The organism is Streptomyces cyslabdanicus, assembly GCF_052663305.1.
The window spans coordinates 1-16,398 of the sequence record NZ_JBQRUW010000007.1 but is presented as its reverse complement, the minus strand read 5'-3'; the positions used below and the strand labels follow the sequence as shown (position 1 = coordinate 16,398).

The window sequence follows — 16,398 nt, the reverse complement described above, 5'->3', positions numbered from 1 at the left end:
CGGCGGTGCGCCGGGCCCCTCGTGTGCTGGTGGGCTGCGGGAAGGCCGCAACAGGCCCTAGAACGTGCCGAGCTTCACGATCGACAGCAGGGCGATCAGCTGGATCGCCGAGGCACCCAGGGCCTTGGGCCAGGGCAGGTCGTGGGAGCTGCGGACCATGAGGGTCAGCAGGACGCCGCACGCGACCCAGGTGGCCCAGCCGAGCAACTGGACGAAGCCCGCGTCGCCGCCGAGGAACATGGCCACGAGCAGACGCGGCGCGTCCGTGATCGACATGATCAGCATGGACAGGCCGACCGTGGGCTGCCAGGCCCCGTCGCCGCCGAGTTGGCGGGCCAGGGTGTGGGTGACCACACCGAGGACGAAGGAGCTGATCACCAGGGCCACGGCGGTGATCAGGACGATCGGGACCGCGTTGGAGAGGGTGGCGTTGATGGCGTCCTGGCGGGCGCCGTCGAAGCCGAAGACCGCGAGCAGTCCGTAGAGGAACGTCACGATGAGGGCGGGGCCCCACATCGTGTAGTCGCGCATCCGGAGGAAGGTCTGCTGGGGGGACAGGACTATGCCCCGCAGCAGGTCGGACCAGTGCAGGCGAGGGCCGATCGGGCCGGCCGGCGCCGAGCCGGCGCGGTAGGTCCCGCCCTGGTCGTAGGGGTCCTCGCCGACCGCGAACGCCTGGGTGTGGCCGGGGTTGTCGGCCGCGTACGGGTCGGGGCCGCCCTGCGGGTGGCCGCCGCCGAAGTACTCCGGCTCACCCTGGTTGCCGTAGCCCCCGCCGCCGTAGCCCCCGTCGTCGGCCCGGGGCCACTGGACGGCCCCGCCCCCGCCTCCGTACGGCGGCCGCTGCCGCTGCCGCGGGTACGGCTGCTGCTGCGCAGGGGGATAGCCGTACGAGGGGGCCTGGGGCGCCTGCTGCCCGTACGGAGGTTGTTGGGTCCGCGCTTGCGGGGCACGATCGTTCCGGCCGCCGCGTCCGCTCCTGAATCCAGCCACGTCATTGAACGTACCCGAGCCCGTGAAGTCACGGGCCGGGCCGGGTGTCCCCGCTGGGCTTTGGGTCCGAGCTGTGACATCCCTTAAGGGGCGTTCCCAAGGGTGTTCCCAGGGTTTTCCGGGTGCTTCTCAGGGGAGCCCACGGGGGCTCCGGGGCGCTGAGTGGCGGCTCGGGGGCCACCGGGCAGGATGGGACCATGAGCGTAGTCAAGATCAACGTACTGACCGTGCCCGCCGAGCAACGCGAGACGTTGGAGAAGCGGTTCGCCTCCCGGGCGCACGCGGTCGAGAACTCCGACGGGTTCGAGTGGTTCGAGCTCCTGCGCCCTGTCGAGGGCACCGACACCTACCTCGTCTACACGCGCTGGCGTGACGAGGAGTCGTTCCAGGCCTGGCTGGAGGGGCCGATGAAGGCCGCGCACCAGGGTGCCGGCGCGGGTGAGGGCGGGGGTGAGGGCGGGGAGCGGCCGAAGCCCGCGGCCACCGGCTCCACCCTGTGGTCCTTCGAGGTCGTGCAGCAGGCCGCGCCCAGGAGCGCGTAGCACTCCCGCGGCCCGCTCCCGGGAACACGGCGACGCCCCCGTGCCGTACGGACACGGGGGCGTCGGACGTGGGACGGCCGGGCCGCCTACTTCACCGGCTCGGGCTCCGGTTCGCTCTCGTCGGTCGCCTCGCCCGCCGGGTCGACCGGCGTCCTGACGGAGTCGAGCAGCAGTTGGGCGACGTCGACGACCTGGACGGATTCCTTGGCCTTGCCGTCGTTCTTCTTGCCGTTGACGGAGTCGGTGAGCATGACCAGGCAGAACGGGCAGGCCGTGGAGACGATGTCCGGGTTCAGCGAAAGAGCCTCGTCGACGCGTTCGTCGTTGATGCGCTTGCCGATCCTTTCCTCCATCCACATGCGGGCGCCGCCGGCGCCGCAGCAGAAGCCGCGTTCCTTGTGGCGGTGCATCTCCTCGTTCCTGAGGCCCGGGACCTTGCCGATGATCTCCCGTGGCGGCGTGTAGATCTTGTTGTGGCGGCCCAGGTAGCAGGGGTCGTGGTAGGTGATGATGCCCTCGACCGGGGTGACGGGGACGAGCTTGCCCTCGTCGACCAGGTGCTGGAGCAGCTGGGTGTGGTGGATGACCTCGTAGTCGCCGCCGAGTTGCGGGTATTCGTTGCCGAGGGTGTTGAGGCAGTGCGGGCAGGTGGCGACGATCTTCTTCGCCGACTTCGGCTTGCGGGACTCGGGGGTGACGTTGCCCTCGTCGTCCGACTCCTCACCGAAGGCCATGTTCAGCGCGGCGACGTTCTCCATGCCGAGCTCCTGGAACAGGGGCTCGTTGCCCAGGCGGCGGGCGGAGTCGCCGGTGCACTTCTCGTCGCCGCCCATGATCGCGAACTTGACGCCCGCGATGTGCAGCAGTTCCGCGAAGGCCTTGGTGGTCTTCTTGGCGCGGTCCTCCAGGGCGCCGGCGCAGCCGACCCAGTAGAGGTAGTCGACCTCGGAGAGGTCCTCGATGTCCTTGCCGACGACCGGGACCTCGAAGTCGACCTCCTTGGTCCACTGAAGGCGCTGCTTCTTGGCCAGGCCCCAGGGGTTGCCCTTCTTCTCCAGGTTCTTGAGCATCGTGCCCGCCTCGGACGGGAACGAGGACTCGATCATGACCTGGTAGCGGCGCATGTCGACGATGTGGTCGACGTGCTCGATGTCGACCGGGCACTGCTCGACGCAGGCCCCGCAGGTGGTGCAGGACCACAGCACGTCCGGGTCGATGACGACGCCCGCGGCGAAGCCGCCGTCGGACGCGGCCTCCAGCGTGCCGATCAGTGGACGCTCGGCCTCCGCCAGCGCCGCCGCCGGGACGCCGGCGAGCTGCTCGGCGGAGGCCTTCTCCTCGCCCTCCGTCGTCTTGCCGCCGCCGGCCAGCAGATAGGGGGCCTTGGCGTGCGCGTGGTCGCGCAGCGACATGATCAGCAGCTTCGGGGAGAGCGGCTTGCCGGTGTTCCAGGCCGGGCACTGGGACTGGCAGCGGCCGCACTCGGTGCAGGTGGAGAAGTCCAGCAGGCCCTTCCAGGAAAACTGCTCGACCTGCGAAACACCGAACACGTCGTCCTCACCGGGATCGGTGAAGTCGATCGCCTTCCCGCCGGAGGTCATCGGCTGCAGGGCACCCAGGGCCGTGCCACCGTCCGCCTCGCGCTTGAACCAGATGTTCGGGAAGGCCAGGAAACGGTGCCAGGCCACACCCATGTTGGTGTTCAGGGAGACCACGATCATCCACACGAAGGACGTGCCGATCTTGATCATCGCGGTCAGGTAGACCAGGTTCTGCAGGGTGCCGGCCGACAGGCCCTTGAAGGCGAGCACCAGTGGGTACGAGGCGAAGTACCCGGCCTCGTAGTGCTCCACGTGGTGCAGCGCGCCCTCCAGTCCGCGCAGGACGTAGATCGCGAGGCCGATGATGAGGATGACGTACTCGACGAAGTACGCCTGGCCGGCCTTGGAGCCGGCGAAGCGGGACTTGCGGCCGGGCCGGGACGGCAGGCTCAGCAGCCGGATCGCGATGAGCACGGCGATGCCGAGGACGGTCATCACGCCGATGAACTCGATGTACATCTCGAACGGCAGGAAGTCCCCGATGACCGGCAGCGTCCAGTCGGCCCGGAACAACTGGCCGAACGCCTGCGCGAGGGTGGGCGGCAGCGTCAGGAAGCCGATGGCCACGAACCAGTGGGCGACGCCCACGATGCCCCATCGGTTCATCCGGGTGTGGCCGAGGAACTCCCGGACCAGGGTCACGCTGCGCCGGTAGGGGTTGTCGGTACGGGTGCCGGCGGGTACGGGCTGGCCCAGCTTGAAGTACCGGACGAACTGACCGATGGCACGGGCGAGCAGCGCGACGCCGACCACGGTCAGGACCAGCGACACGATGATCGCGGCGAGTTGCATGGGGGCTCCTGAGGCGGCCTCGAGATTACTGAGCGGTAACTTATGTAGTCCGTCTGAGACTACCTCCATCCTCGGCCGCAATGCAGTCGGGTGCGGGGTGATCTGGGTCGCTGCGGGTCCGCTTGAGGGCCGTCCGGGGGGTGCCGGAGGGCCGCCCGGGGATCCAGTCGCGCGCCGATCGTGTTATTCGCACCTGATCGCCCCATATACCCCTAATTTAAGAACCGTGCTCTACGGGATCGCCACCGCCATCACCGCTCTCCTCCTCGCCGCCCTGCTCTCGGCGCTGCTCCGGGTGCTCGCGCTTCGGCTGGGCCTCGTCGACCGCAGGAGGCGGGCACGCCCCTTGCCCCTGCTCGGCGGCCTGGCCGTGGTGCTCAGCACCTGCCTGGTCGCCGCGGCCGGCGGCTGGACGGGTACCGCCCCGCTGGGCGACGGAGTGGGCAGACTGCTCGTCGCGGGCGCCGCGGTCGCCGTGCTCGGGACCGCCGCGGACGTGTGGCGGCTGAAGACACCGTTCCTGCTCGTCGGTACGGCTCTCGCGGCGGCCTGCGTGGTGCCGTACGACGAGACCGGGCCGGTGGCCGGGGTGGCCGCCGTCGCCTGGATCACCTGTGTGGCCGCCGCCTTCCGGGGGCTCGACCACGCGGACGGCCTCGCGGGCACGGTGGGCGTGCTCACCGCGTTCGGGGTGGGCGTGTGTGCGGCGGCCGAGGTGATGGACGACCTCGCCGTGCTGCTGAGCGTGCTGGCCGCCGCCCTCACCGGTTTCCTGATGCACAACTGGCACCCGGCGCGGATCGCGTTCGGGTCCGGAGGCGCGCTGTTCACCGGCTTCGTGCTGGCCTGCGCGGCCCTCCTCACCCGCACCGGGTACGACACGGTCTCCACCGTGGCGGTGCTGTTCGCGCTCACCGCCACCGCGAGCGCCGACGCCGTGCTGGTCCTGGTGTCGCGCAGGCTGGCCGGACGCCCCCTGCTGCGCCGCGGTCCCGACCACCTCGCGCACCGGCTGCGTCGGCTCGGGCCGACGCAGCCGGGCGCGACCGTCCTGCTCGGCGCCGGCACCTTCGCCGCGGTCCTGGTCGGGGTGCTGGTGCACACGGGCCTGGCCCGGCCGACGGCCGTGCTGTGGGTGGCCGGGGCGGCCCTGGTGATCGTCCTCGGGCTGTTGCGGGTGCCGGCGTACGCTCCGCGGCGCCCGACCGAACCCAACGGTGTCCGCACGCAGGCCCGGCTTCCCGGCACCCGGGGGCAGACCCGAGTGCCCGGCACCCGCGGGCGGCCCGAGGAGCGCACCGCCCGGGGTCCTTCCGCCGCCGGTGGCGCCACGCGTGCGCGTGCTGAGGCGTTCGGCACCGGGGCACCGCCACGCGCGCGCGGCGACGCGTCCGGTGCCCGGTCGCGCACCGAGCCCTTCCGGGTCCTCCGCGCCCCGAGGCAGTCCGGCACGGCCCCCGGAGCCCCGCGCGGCAGGGTCCCGTACGACGCGGAATCCGGCGGCGGAACCGGCGAATCCGGCCTCCAGGCCCCTCGCCGTCACCTCGAATATCCGCCTCCTCCGCCCAGGCAATCCACGTCACCGCAGGTCAGAGCGCCCTTGCGTATAAGAGATGGATAAGACTTGAGTCGGAGTGGCTCAGGTCTGTTGACCCGACGGAGAGCCTCGGGCACACTTGAGTCCGTTCCACTCAAGTCAGCTGGAGGATTCACCATGGCACGTGCGGTCGGCATCGACCTGGGCACGACTAACTCCGTCGTCAGCGTTCTCGAAGGCGGCGAGCCCACCGTCATCACCAACGCCGAGGGCGCCAGGACCACGCCGTCCGTCGTCGCCTTCGCCAAGAACGGCGAGGTGCTGGTCGGTGAGGTGGCCAAGCGTCAGGCCGTCACCAACGTCGACAGGACCATCCGGTCGGTCAAGCGCCACATGGGCACCGACTGGAGGATCAACCTCGACGGCAAGGACTTCAACCCGCAGCAGATCAGCGCCTTCGTGCTGCAGAAGCTGAAGCGGGACGCGGAGGCCTACCTCGGCGAGAAGGTCACGGACGCGGTCATCACCGTCCCGGCGTACTTCAACGACGCCGAGCGCCAGGCCACCAAGGAAGCCGGCGAGATCGCCGGTCTGAACGTGCTGCGCATCGTCAACGAGCCGACGGCCGCCGCCCTGGCGTACGGCCTCGACAAGGACGAGCAGATGATCCTCGTCTTCGACCTCGGTGGCGGTACGTTCGACGTCTCGCTGCTGGAGATCGGCGACGGCGTGGTCGAGGTGAAGGCCACCAACGGCGACAACCACCTCGGTGGCGACGACTGGGACCAGCGTGTCGTCGACTACCTGGTCAAGCAGTTCCACTCCGGTCACGGCGTGGACCTGTCCAAGGACAAGATGGCCCTCCAGCGTCTGCGTGAGGCGGCGGAGAAGGCCAAGATCGAGCTGTCCTCGTCCACCGAGACCTCGATCAACCTGCCCTACATCACCGCGTCCGCCGAGGGCCCGCTGCACCTGGACGAGAAGCTCACCCGCGCCCAGTTCCAGCAGCTGACGGCCGACCTGCTGGAGCGCTGCAAGACGCCGTTCCACAACGTCATCAAGGACGCCGGCGTCTCCGTCAGCGACATCGACCACGTCGTGCTCGTCGGTGGTTCCACCCGTATGCCCGCGGTCGCCGAGCTCGTCAAGGAGCTGACCGGCGGCAAGGAGGCCAACAAGGGCGTGAACCCGGACGAGGTCGTCGCCATCGGCGCCTCGCTCCAGGCCGGTGTCCTCAAGGGCGAGGTCAAGGACGTCCTGCTGCTCGACGTCACCCCGCTGTCCCTCGGCATCGAGACCAAGGGCGGCATCATGACCAAGCTGATCGAGCGCAACACCACGATCCCGACCAAGCGCTCCGAGATCTTCACCACGGCCGAGGACAACCAGCCGTCGGTGCAGATCCAGGTCTACCAGGGCGAGCGCGAGATCGCCGCGTACAACAAGAAGCTCGGCATGTTCGAGCTGACCGGTCTGCCGCCGGCGCCGCGCGGCGTCCCGCAGATCGAGGTGTCCTTCGACATCGACGCCAACGGCATCATGCACGTCACGGCGAAGGACCTCGGCACCGGCAAGGAGCAGAAGATGACCGTCACCGGCGGCTCCTCGCTCCCGAAGGACGAGGTCGACCGCATGCGCGAGGAGGCCGAGCGCTACGCGGAGGAGGACCACAAGCGTCGCGAGGCCGCCGAGACCCGCAACCAGGGCGAGCAGCTCGTCTACCAGACCGAGAAGTTCCTCAAGGACAACGAGGACAAGGTCCCCGGCGAGATCAAGACCGAGGTGGAGTCCGCCGTCGCCGAGCTGAAGGAGACGCTCAAGGGCGAGGACACCACCGAGATCCGCACCGCCACGGAGAAGGTCGCCGCCGTCTCCCAGAAGCTCGGCCAGGCCATGTACGCCGACGCCCAGGCCGCGCAGGCCGCGGGCGGTGCCGGTGACGCCGGTGCGGGCCAGGCCAAGGCCGACGACGACGTCGTGGACGCCGAGATCGTCGACGACGAGCGCAAGGACGGTGCGGCGTGACGGAGGAGACCCCCGGCTTCGAGGAGCACCAGCCGCAGCCTCCGCCGCAGTCCGACGCCGCCTCCGGCACCACCCCCGACGACGCCGCGGAGGCCGCCGCCCAGGACAAGGGCGGGGCCCCGGCCGGTGAGCCGGACCAGTCGGCCGCGCTGACGGCCCAGCTGGACCAGGTGCGCACGGCGCTCGGCGAGCGCACGGCGGACCTGCAACGGCTCCAGGCCGAGTACCAGAACTACCGGCGCCGGGTCGAGCGGGACCGGATCGCGGTACGGGAGGTCGCCGTGGCGAACATCCTGTCCGAGCTCCTGCCCGTGCTCGACGACATCGGCCGCGCGCGGGACCACAGCGAACTGGTGGGCGGTTTCAAGTCCGTCGCCGAGTCGCTGGAGACCGTGGTGTCCAAGCTCGGACTCCAGCAGTTCGGGAAGGAGGGCGAGTCCTTCGACCCGACGATCCACGAGGCCCTGATGCACTCCTACGCACCGGACGTCACCGAGACGACGTGCGTGGCGATTCTTCAGCCCGGGTATCGGATCGGCGAGCGCACCATCCGCCCCGCGCGGGTGGCGGTGGCCGAGCCCCAGCCCGGCGCGCAGACGGTCAAGCCGGCCGAGGAGTCCGGCACGGCCCCGGCAGCCGAGCAGGGCGAGGACAAGGAGAACGGTGGCCCGGAGGAGGGCTGACGTAATAACGGACGACGCACGAGAGGAGGGACGTCGGGGATGAGCACCAAGGACTTCATCGAGAAGGACTTCTACAAGGTCCTCGGCGTCCCCAAGGACGCCACCGAGGCCGAGATCAAGAAGGCGTACCGGAAGCTCGCCCGCGAGTTCCACCCGGACGCCAACAAGGGCAATGCCAAGGCCGAGGAGCGCTTCAAGGAGATCTCCGAGGCGAACGACGTGCTCGGCGACGCCAAGAAGCGCAAGGAGTACGACGAGGCCCGCGCCCTGTTCGGCAACGGCGGCTTCCGCCCCGGACCGGGCGCCGGCGGCGGCAACTTCAACTTCGACCTGGGCGACCTCTTCGGAGGGGGCGCCCAGGGCGGCGGGGGGAGCGGCGGCTTCGGCGGCGGCATCGGTGACGTCTTCGGGGGCCTGTTCAACCGGGGCGGCACGGGCACCACGCGTGCCCAGCCCCGGCGCGGCCAGGACATCGAGTCCGAGGTCACGCTGAGCTTCACGGAGGCCATCGAGGGCGCGACGGTGCCGCTGCGCATGTCGAGCCAGCAGCCGTGCAAGGCCTGTTCCGGCACCGGCGACAAGAACGGCACACCGCGGGTGTGCCCGACCTGCGTCGGCACCGGCCAGGTGGCACGCGGCTCGGGCGGCGGGTTCTCGCTGACGGACCCGTGCCCGGACTGCAAGGGCCGCGGGCTCATCGCGGAGAACCCCTGCGAGGTGTGCACGGGCTCCGGACGGGCCAAGTCGTCCCGGACGATGCAGGTCCGCATCCCGGCCGGGGTCAGCGACGGCCAGCGCATCCGGCTGCGTGGCAAGGGGGCCCCGGGCGAGCGCGGCGGACCCGCGGGCGACCTGTACGTGGTGGTGCACGTCGGGGAGCACCCGGTCTTCGGCCGCCGGGGCGACAACCTCACCGTCACCGTGCCGGTCACGTTCACCGAGGCGGCCCTCGGCGGCGAGATCCGCGTGCCCACCCTGGGCGGTCCCTCGGTGACGCTGAAGCTGCCCCCGGGCACGCCGAACGGCCGTACGATGCGGGCGCGCGGCAAGGGCGCGGTCCGCAAGGACGGCAGCCGCGGCGACCTGCTGGTCACCGTGGAGGTGAGTGTCCCCAAGGACCTGTCGGGGAAGGCTCGTGACGCGCTTCAGGCGTATCGCGAGGCCACCGCGGGCGAGGATCCGCGGGCCGAGCTGTTCGAGGCCGCGAAGGGAGCATGAGGGAGATGGACGGCCGCCGCCGCAACCCGTACGAACTGACGGAAGACACACCGGTGTACGTCATCTCGGTGGCCGCCCAGCTGTCCGGACTGCACCCGCAGACCCTCCGTCAGTACGACCGGCTGGGTCTGGTGTCCCCCGACCGCACCGCCGGCCGTGGGCGCCGCTACTCGGCCCGCGACATCGAACTGCTCCGCCAGGTGCAGCAGTTGTCGCAGGACGAGGGCATCAACCTGGCCGGCATCAAGCGCATCATCGAACTGGAGAACCAGGTCACGGCGCTCCAGTCCCGGGTCGCGGAACTCCAGGCGGCGCTGGACGGCGCGGCGGCGGCGATGCGGCAGCGCGAGGCCGCGGTGCACGCCTCCTACCGCCGGGATCTGGTCCCCTACCAGGAGGTCCAGCAGACCAGCGCGCTGGTGGTGTGGCGGCCCAAGCGCCAGCAACCGGAGTAGCACCGTCCCGCACTCGAGGGGCCCGGAGGCCGCAAGCCTCCGGGCCCCTTCGCGTCTTCCCGGCCCGTCCGGGGTGGCGATCCGCTCCGGTCTCAAGGGTCCGACCGGGCGGGACGAGAGGTCCTGCGCCGGATCGGCGCTCTGCTCGGCTCCCTTGCCTCTCGCGACTTGAAGGCGCGCTGCGCGGCGGGGCTGGACCACGACAGTGAGCAGTGGGCATGGCGGAAGCGGGCGTTGACAGGGGAATCGTCGTCGCGGGGCCTCCTGGGAGGCCGGGCGGGGGCTTTCTGCAGGCCGATGGCGAGTCGGGGAAGTTGTGCGGGGAGCAGGACCCCGAGGAGCAGGGCAAGGGGCCCCGGGGCCTGCCGGACGGCCCTACGGCTTGGCCCCGTCCGCGAGGGACGCGATGCGCCGGAGTTCCGCAAGGTGCCCGGCCAGTGCCTCCTGGCCCGCGTCGGTCAGGGCGAGCCAGGTGTGGGTGCGGGAGTTCATCGGGACCTTGCGCACGGTCGCGTAGCCGGCCGCCTGCAACACCTTGACCTGCTTGCTCAGGACGGAGTCGCTCACTCCGAGGGCATCGCGGACCACCGAGAACTCCAGGGAGTCGACCGCCGCGAGCATGGCGCAGATCCGCAGCCGGTGTGCCGGATGGATCACCTCGTCGAGTCCGGACATGGTCACATCCGCCGCAGCAGATCGCGGCGCAGCGCGTCGTCGTTGCGCCGGGTGACGTACACGGTGAGGGCCAGGGCCAGCAGACCGGCCACCGACATGGCGCCCGGCAGCCCCGCGGCCAGCTTCAGGCTCAGGCCGAGGCCGCCGAGGGCGATGAGCGCCAGCAGGTACAGGCCGTTGAGCCCGCGCGTGCCCGGAGCGGACACCGAGCGGTTGACGGAGACGCCGCGGGAGCGGGCGACGCTCAGGGTGAGCATCGTCGGGAGGACGATCCCCCCGACGATGACGCCCGAGGGCACCATGCTGCCGCCCATGTCGATCGAGGCGAAGACGATGCCCACGCCGAGGCCCAGCCCGGCGTGGTACCACCAGGGCGCGGTGGCGCGGTCGGCGAGGGTGGCGCGTGCGGAGGCCGCGCTGTCGAGGGCCGCGCGTGCGGCGGCAGGATCGTCCGAGATACTTGCCATGATGGAAAGTCTAGCTCGACTTTCCATCATGGCAAGTGCCGGTCTGTGTGGTACCCGAGTCGGCTCATCCGGATCGTCTCCACGCCCTCGAGCCTCTCCATGGCTGGCGCCTTTGTCGGCGCCGACTCCTGTTCGGGTCGGCAGGTGTGGGTCCGTCAGGTCGCCTGCCTCTTCGTACGACCGCTGAACTTCCCTCTGGTGAAGGGTCCGCAAAGGGCGTTTGAGGGTGATTCCGCAAGGGTTCGCAGGGTCTTCACAGCCGCAGCGGAGCGTGGTGTTGCCATCTCGTTAAGTGGTTCCGCTTGACGCCGGTGGTCGCCTCCGCGTTGGCTTTTCAGTCACCTGGGTTGCAATGCTGCGCCCTCGTCCGGAAGGCACCAGAAGTGAGCACCTCGATGCGTCGTATCGCCATAGCCGTGGCCGCGTCCACGCTGACCTTCTCGCTCGCCGCCTGCGGGGCGCTCGGCGGGTCGGGGAGCGGCGCCGACGCGAGCCCCACCAAGGGCGACGACCTGACGGTGGGCCTGCTGCTGCCGGAGACGGCCAACACCCGGTACGAGAAGTTCGACTACCCCATCATCAAGGAGAAGGTCGCCGAGCTGACCCGGAACAAGGGCAAGGTCGAGTACTCCAACGCGGACGCGGACGCGGGCCGGCAGGCCGGCCAGATGCAGCGGATGATCGACGACAAGGTCGACGTCATCCTGCTCGACGCCGTCGACTCGCACGCCATCGCCGACGTGGTGCAGAAGGCCAAGGACGCGGGCATCCCGGTCATCGCCTACGACCGGCTCTCCGAGGGCCCGATCGACGCGTACATCTCCTTCGACAACGAGCTGGTGGGCGAGGTACAGGGCCGCTCCCTGATCGACGCGCTGGGTTCCGACGTGACCACCTCCGACCAGATCGTCATGATCAACGGATCGCCCACCGACCCGAACGCCAAGCAGTTCAAGGAGGGCGCGCTCTCCCAGCTCAGCGGGAAGGTCACGATCGCCAAGTCCTACGACACCAAGGACTGGAAGCCGGAGAACGCCCAGGCGAACATGGCCGAGGCGCTCGCCGCGCTCGGCAAGGACGACATCGCTGCCGTCTACTCCGCCAACGACGGCATGGCGGGCGGCGTCATCAAGGCCTTCAAGGCTGCGGGCTTCACCCACCTGCCGGCCATCACCGGCCAGGACGCCGAACTCGACGCCGTGCAGCGGATCGTCACCGGCGAGCAGTACATGAGCGTGTACAAGTCCTACCCGACGGAGGCCGAGACCGCCGCCCAGATGGCGGTCGCCAAGGTCCAGGGCAAGGACATCCAGTTCGACTCCCTCACCCGGGACCGGATCAGCAGCCCCACCCACAAGAACATTCCCGCGCAGTTGGTCTCCGTGGTCGCCCTGACGAAGAAGAACATCCAGGACACGGTCATCGACGACGGCATCTACAAGGTGTCCGACATCTGCACCGCGACGTACAAGGCGGCCTGTGACTCGATCGGCCTGAAGTAACGTCCTTACAGGCGGGGCGCGGTCGGGTTCGACAGCGGACTTCGCAGCCGACTTCGCCGCGCTGCGATCCGTCCGGTGGAGGCTGGTGCACACCGGTCGAAACCGCTGGTTCTCGGGGGTCGCGCCGGAAGGAGCCGTGTTGCACAGCCGGTCCGCTCCGCGCATAGTTGCGCTGCGGAAGACGCGGAAACCGGGGGTGTGATGGGGCATGACCGGGCACGGGACGGAGGAGCATCCACACGGTGCCGACCGACTGTGCGAGGCCGGGGAGCACGTGTATTCCCGGGCCGTACGGCAGGGCCGGGTGCCGCGCCGGCTCGCCGAGCCGGTGCCCTGCCTGCTTGAACTCGCCCTGCTGCACCCGGACCCCGACGACATGGACTTCCTGGTGCCGACCGCGCCGCAGGAGGTCATGACCCGGCTGCTGCGCGGGATGTACGCCGAGGTGAGTGAGAGCCACCGGCGGGTGGGCTCGGTGGTGTCCGCCGTCGAGCGGTACGCCGGGCTCGGCCGGCAGGTGCGGGTGCCCTCGGCGGCCGTGGAGGGCACGGCGATCCGGGTGCTGGACGGACTGTCCCGCATCCAGGCGGCGATGGACGAGGCGACCGAGGCGTGCACCGCCGAGGTGCTGACCGTCCAGCCGGGCGGCATCCGCCGCGAGCACGAGTTGTCCGAGGGGCTGCACCGGGCGCTGGCGCTGCGCGGGCGCGGGGTGCGGATGCGGGACCTGTACACGCATGTGGCCCGGCACGGCCAGGGGCTGCTCAACTACCTGGAGCTGATGGGCGACGCGGTCGAGGCGCGCACACTGGACGAGGTGATCGACCGGCTGATCCTCTTCGACCGCACGGTCGCCTTCGTACCCGCCAACGCCGACTGCACGATGGCGCTGGAGCTGCGTCATCCCGCGCTGGTGGAGTACCTGGGGACGGTCTTCGAGCGGCTGTGGCGGCTGGCGATCCCGCTGACCGCGCCGCTGCCCGACACGGGCATCGAGGGCATCTCCCACCGTGAGCGGTCCATCGCGGCGCTGCTGGCCGAGGGCCACCAGGACGCGGTGATCGCCGAGCGGCTGGGCATCAGCGTCCGCACCTGCAGGGCGCACATCGCCCGGCTGTCGGAGACGCTGGGCGCGGCCAGCCGCACGCAGCTGGGTGTGCGGATCGCCCAGGCAGGGCTGGACGGACCGCCGAGCACCGTGGGCGTGGGGCCGTTCACGGTTCCGGGTCAAGAATTCCCGACTGCCCGATGAGGTAGCCCAACTGGGCCCGGCTGCCGCTGCCGAGGGTGGCGGCGAGCTTGGCGATGTGCTCGCGGGCGGTGCGCACGTTCATGCCGAGGCGTTCGGCGATGACGGCGTCGGTGTGGCCTTCGACGAGGAGTCCGGCGATGGCGCGCTGGCGGGGGGTGACGCGGCCTGCGGACGGCTGTGGGACGGCCAGTGGATACATGGGGGTGGCAAGCCGCCACAGCCGGTCGAAGGTGGTGGCGAAGTACCCCACGAGCGCCGGGTGGCGCACTTCGAGCGCGAGGGTGCCGTCGCCATTGGCGGGGATGAAGGCAACCCGGAGGTCGACGATGATGAGGCGGTCGGTGACCTCGTCGAGGGTGCGGACCTCGACGTCGCCGGTCAGCTTCTCGTGATAGCCGGCCACCGAGGGCACATGACGCAGAGTGTGCTGATACAGGGTGCGGATGCGGCCACCTCGGTCCAGCAGCTCCTGGTCGCGCACCAGCGCCACGGCCCGGGCCTCTTCGACGCGTCGTCCGAGGAGGCCCGAGTGCGGTTGCACGCACAGGATCTCCTGGCTCGCCTCGGCCATGGTCTCGGTGATGGCCTGGTTGATCCGGCGAGTACCGCTGAGGAGTCTGAGAGCCGACGAGCGCGGCCCCACGGTACGCGGTCCCTCGACGCGCATCAGCGTCTCGAACGTCTCGGTCAGCCGCTCCTCGCGCCGTCGCTCCTCGGCGATGCGCTCGGCGGAGCCCCGGAGGAGCCGGTGCAGGGCGGCGGCGGGTGGCACGGGTTCGAGCCGGCTCGCGTCGGCGACCGAGGGGTACAGCAGTCCGAAGTCGACCAAGCAGGGTGCGACGGCGGCCTCCTGGGCGGCCACCTGCCCCTGGCGCAGGGCTCGTTCGTACAGCGCCGTGCCCGGTGAGCACAGGTCCTCCGGCTGGTGGTCCGGATGCGGTGCCGACGTCACGCCGTTCGTCCCCTTGCCGTCAGTGGTCCTGGTCCAGAATTCCCGACTGGGCTATGAGATACCCGAGTTGGGCTCGGCTGCCACTGCCCAGGGCCGTGGCCAGCTTGGCTATGTGGGCACGGCAGGTGCGCACGTTCATGCCCAGGCGACGCGCGATGGCCTCGTCGACGTGGCCTTCGACGAGAAGCTTGGCGATGGAGTGCTGGATCTCCGTGATGCCGTCAGAGGCGGTTTCGTAGGGGGCGCCGGTGCGCAGAGGGACCGAGCGGTCCCACAAGAACTCGAAGAGCTTGGTGAGGTAGCGCACGAGGCCGGGATGACGTAGCTCCAGCGCGACCTGCTGGTCGTCCCGGGACGGGATGAACGCCACGGTCTCGTCGCAGATGATCAAACGCTCGACCAGCTCGTCGATGGTGCGGTACTCGGCCTTACTTACGGGCAACTGTGCGACATAGGCCAGTTTTTCAGGGCTGTAGCGCGCGGTGTGCTGATAGAGGGTGCGGATCCGTACACCGCGTTCGATCAGCAGTCGGTCGCGGTCCAGCCCCTGCAGGAGACTGTGTTCCGGGCGGTTGCCGCTCGGCTGGATTGTGAGCATCTCGGACTGGCACTGGGTCGCGGCCAGGTTGAGCGCCGCGTTGATCCGCTCTCCGCCCTCCAGGACCGTGATGGCGTCGGTGCTCACCGATGTCTGGGTACTGAGGGCCATGAACGGCTCGAACGCGTCCGAGAGACGGACCGACAACCGTCGGCGGTCCGCGATCTCCTGCTCTATGGGGTTGAGTCGCTGGGCCAGGGCGACGGCCGGCGACACGGGGCGCAGCCAGTCGGCGTCGTCCGGATCGGGGCGCAGGAGACTGAATTCCATCAGGCAAGGGGCGGATTCGGCATCGGCACGGGTGAGGCGTCCCACGCGCAGAGCATGCGCATAGAGACGGCCGCCTTCCTCGCACATCTCGGTCATCGGGTGGGAATGCGCCACCTCTGCCCGATTCGTTGTCAAATCTCCACCCCCCAGGGTCCTGAACATGCAGGAACATGATGCATCGATTGTGTGGCCATGACGTGCCTGAATGAGCCATCGTCGTATCCGACGGGGGAAGAGGGGACCTTCAAGTGAGGACGAAGCCGACTATGAGTAAGAAAATGCTTCGCTCGGTGCTTGTGGCAGCCTTCTCCACCGTTGTGGCACTCGGTGCGCTGAGTGGCCTGACGGGTGTGAAGGGTAATGCTCAAGCGGACAGCGCTTGGCCGGCAGTGGTCGTGTCCAAGGGGCTCGCTGGACCGTCACAAGGCTCTGGGAGCTGATGTGACCACTCCACCCGACGACCGTTCCTTCCGCCGCGAGATGGCCACCGCCTACCGCTCCGGTTGGCACTTCATCGACCTGGTCACCGCCCTCCCCCACAGCGGTGACTCGCTGATGGTGACCGTCTTCGGTGAGCCGGTCGTCGTCACGCGGGACGAGGACGGTGACGTACGGGCGTACCGGTGTCTGCGGCGGCCTCGGGGGGCGCCGCAGCCCGTACGGTGTGCCGTCCGCTACGGAATGATCTTCGTGAACCTGGACCAGAGGGACCACCGGCAGGTGGTCGCGGAACCCTCGGTCCTCAGAACCATCACTGCCACCCCCCGCAGTGCCTGACGCGATTCCCCCGTCGTAACAGATCGCTCAGGTGCTTCCCCCCGCAGCGGCGTCACCGT

Annotated in this window: 15 protein-coding genes; 9 read left to right on the top strand and 6 right to left on the bottom strand. The window is 69.8% G+C overall.

All coding sequences use genetic code 11. From position 1 onward, the window contains the following. Positions 1 to 57 precede the first annotated feature (57 nt). Positions 58 to 993 (bottom strand): Yip1 family protein, encoded by a 936-nt coding sequence (locus ACTYVM_RS04380; RefSeq protein ID WP_445524628.1) that lies wholly within the window; start codon positions 991 to 993, stop codon positions 58 to 60. 197 nt (positions 994 to 1,190) lie between these two features. Between ACTYVM_RS04380 and ACTYVM_RS04375 the strand changes: the two genes are divergently transcribed. Further along, positions 1,191 to 1,535: an antibiotic biosynthesis monooxygenase family protein gene (locus ACTYVM_RS04375; protein ID WP_445524627.1), complete on the top strand. Its 345-nt coding sequence runs from the start codon at positions 1,191 to 1,193 to the stop codon at positions 1,533 to 1,535. Between the two features lie 86 nt (positions 1,536 to 1,621). Here ACTYVM_RS04375 and ACTYVM_RS04370 read toward each other — a convergent pair whose 3' ends face one another. After that, positions 1,622 to 3,928, bottom strand: coding sequence for a (Fe-S)-binding protein (locus ACTYVM_RS04370; protein WP_445524626.1), 2,307 nt, complete (start codon positions 3,926 to 3,928; stop codon positions 1,622 to 1,624). A 226-nt stretch (positions 3,929 to 4,154) separates the two neighbouring features. Here ACTYVM_RS04370 and ACTYVM_RS04365 point away from each other — a divergent pair, with 226 nt between their 5' ends. The 5 genes from ACTYVM_RS04365 (at position 4,155) to ACTYVM_RS04345 (ending at position 9,846) form a co-directional block, all read left to right on the top strand. Next, positions 4,155 to 5,549, top strand: coding sequence for an MraY family glycosyltransferase (locus tag ACTYVM_RS04365; RefSeq protein WP_445524625.1), 1,395 nt, complete (start codon positions 4,155 to 4,157; stop codon positions 5,547 to 5,549). A gap of 93 nt (positions 5,550 to 5,642) precedes the next feature. Then, complete coding sequence (dnaK, locus tag ACTYVM_RS04360; protein WP_445524624.1) at positions 5,643 to 7,490, top strand: molecular chaperone DnaK; 1,848 nt, start codon at positions 5,643 to 5,645, stop codon at positions 7,488 to 7,490. Continuing rightward, entirely contained in the window at positions 7,487 to 8,173 is a 687-nt protein-coding gene (grpE, locus tag ACTYVM_RS04355) for a nucleotide exchange factor GrpE (protein WP_445524623.1), read from the top strand. Before dnaK ends, grpE begins: the two co-directional genes overlap by 4 nt. A 39-nt stretch (positions 8,174 to 8,212) precedes the next feature. Beyond that, positions 8,213 to 9,391 (top strand): molecular chaperone DnaJ, encoded by a 1,179-nt coding sequence (dnaJ, locus tag ACTYVM_RS04350; RefSeq protein ID WP_445524622.1) that lies wholly within the window; start codon positions 8,213 to 8,215, stop codon positions 9,389 to 9,391. A gap of 5 nt (positions 9,392 to 9,396) precedes the next feature. Next, positions 9,397 to 9,846, top strand: a complete 450-nt coding sequence (locus ACTYVM_RS04345) for a heat shock protein transcriptional repressor HspR (RefSeq protein ID WP_400030807.1) — start codon at positions 9,397 to 9,399, stop codon at positions 9,844 to 9,846. A 375-nt stretch (positions 9,847 to 10,221) separates the two neighbouring features. On the opposite strand, the gene ACTYVM_RS04340 is transcribed toward ACTYVM_RS04345, so the two are convergent. Together ACTYVM_RS04340 and ACTYVM_RS04335 are read right to left on the bottom strand one after the other, a co-directional pair. Further along, positions 10,222 to 10,521, bottom strand: coding sequence for a transcriptional regulator (locus ACTYVM_RS04340; protein WP_400030185.1), 300 nt, complete (start codon positions 10,519 to 10,521; stop codon positions 10,222 to 10,224). A 2-nt stretch (positions 10,522 to 10,523) separates the two neighbouring features. After that, positions 10,524 to 10,988 (bottom strand): hypothetical protein, encoded by a 465-nt coding sequence (locus tag ACTYVM_RS04335; RefSeq protein ID WP_445524621.1) that lies wholly within the window; start codon positions 10,986 to 10,988, stop codon positions 10,524 to 10,526. 395 nt (positions 10,989 to 11,383) lie between these two features. On the opposite strand from ACTYVM_RS04335, the gene ACTYVM_RS04330 reads away from it, so the two are divergent. Both ACTYVM_RS04330 and ACTYVM_RS04325 read left to right on the top strand, forming a co-directional pair. After that, a complete protein-coding gene (locus ACTYVM_RS04330) occupies positions 11,384 to 12,490 on the top strand; it encodes a sugar ABC transporter substrate-binding protein (RefSeq protein WP_445524620.1) in 1,107 nt (368 codons plus the stop codon). Between the two features lie 208 nt (positions 12,491 to 12,698). Continuing rightward, a complete protein-coding gene (locus tag ACTYVM_RS04325) occupies positions 12,699 to 13,742 on the top strand; it encodes a helix-turn-helix transcriptional regulator (RefSeq protein WP_445524619.1) in 1,044 nt (347 codons plus the stop codon). On the opposite strand, the gene ACTYVM_RS04320 is transcribed toward ACTYVM_RS04325, so the two are convergent. Together ACTYVM_RS04320 and ACTYVM_RS04315 are read right to left on the bottom strand one after the other, a co-directional pair. Further along, positions 13,705 to 14,694, bottom strand: coding sequence for a helix-turn-helix transcriptional regulator (locus tag ACTYVM_RS04320; protein WP_445524618.1), 990 nt, complete (start codon positions 14,692 to 14,694; stop codon positions 13,705 to 13,707). The genes ACTYVM_RS04325 and ACTYVM_RS04320 overlap by 38 nt on opposite strands. 19 nt (positions 14,695 to 14,713) lie before the next feature. Then, on the bottom strand, positions 14,714 to 15,658 hold the full coding sequence (locus tag ACTYVM_RS04315; RefSeq protein ID WP_445524882.1) for a helix-turn-helix transcriptional regulator: 945 nt from the start codon (positions 15,656 to 15,658) through the stop codon (positions 14,714 to 14,716). A 345-nt stretch (positions 15,659 to 16,003) separates the two neighbouring features. Between ACTYVM_RS04315 and ACTYVM_RS04310 the strand changes: the two genes are divergently transcribed. Further along, positions 16,004 to 16,339 (top strand): hypothetical protein, encoded by a 336-nt coding sequence (locus ACTYVM_RS04310; RefSeq protein ID WP_445524617.1) that lies wholly within the window; start codon positions 16,004 to 16,006, stop codon positions 16,337 to 16,339. Positions 16,340 to 16,398 lie beyond the last annotated feature (59 nt).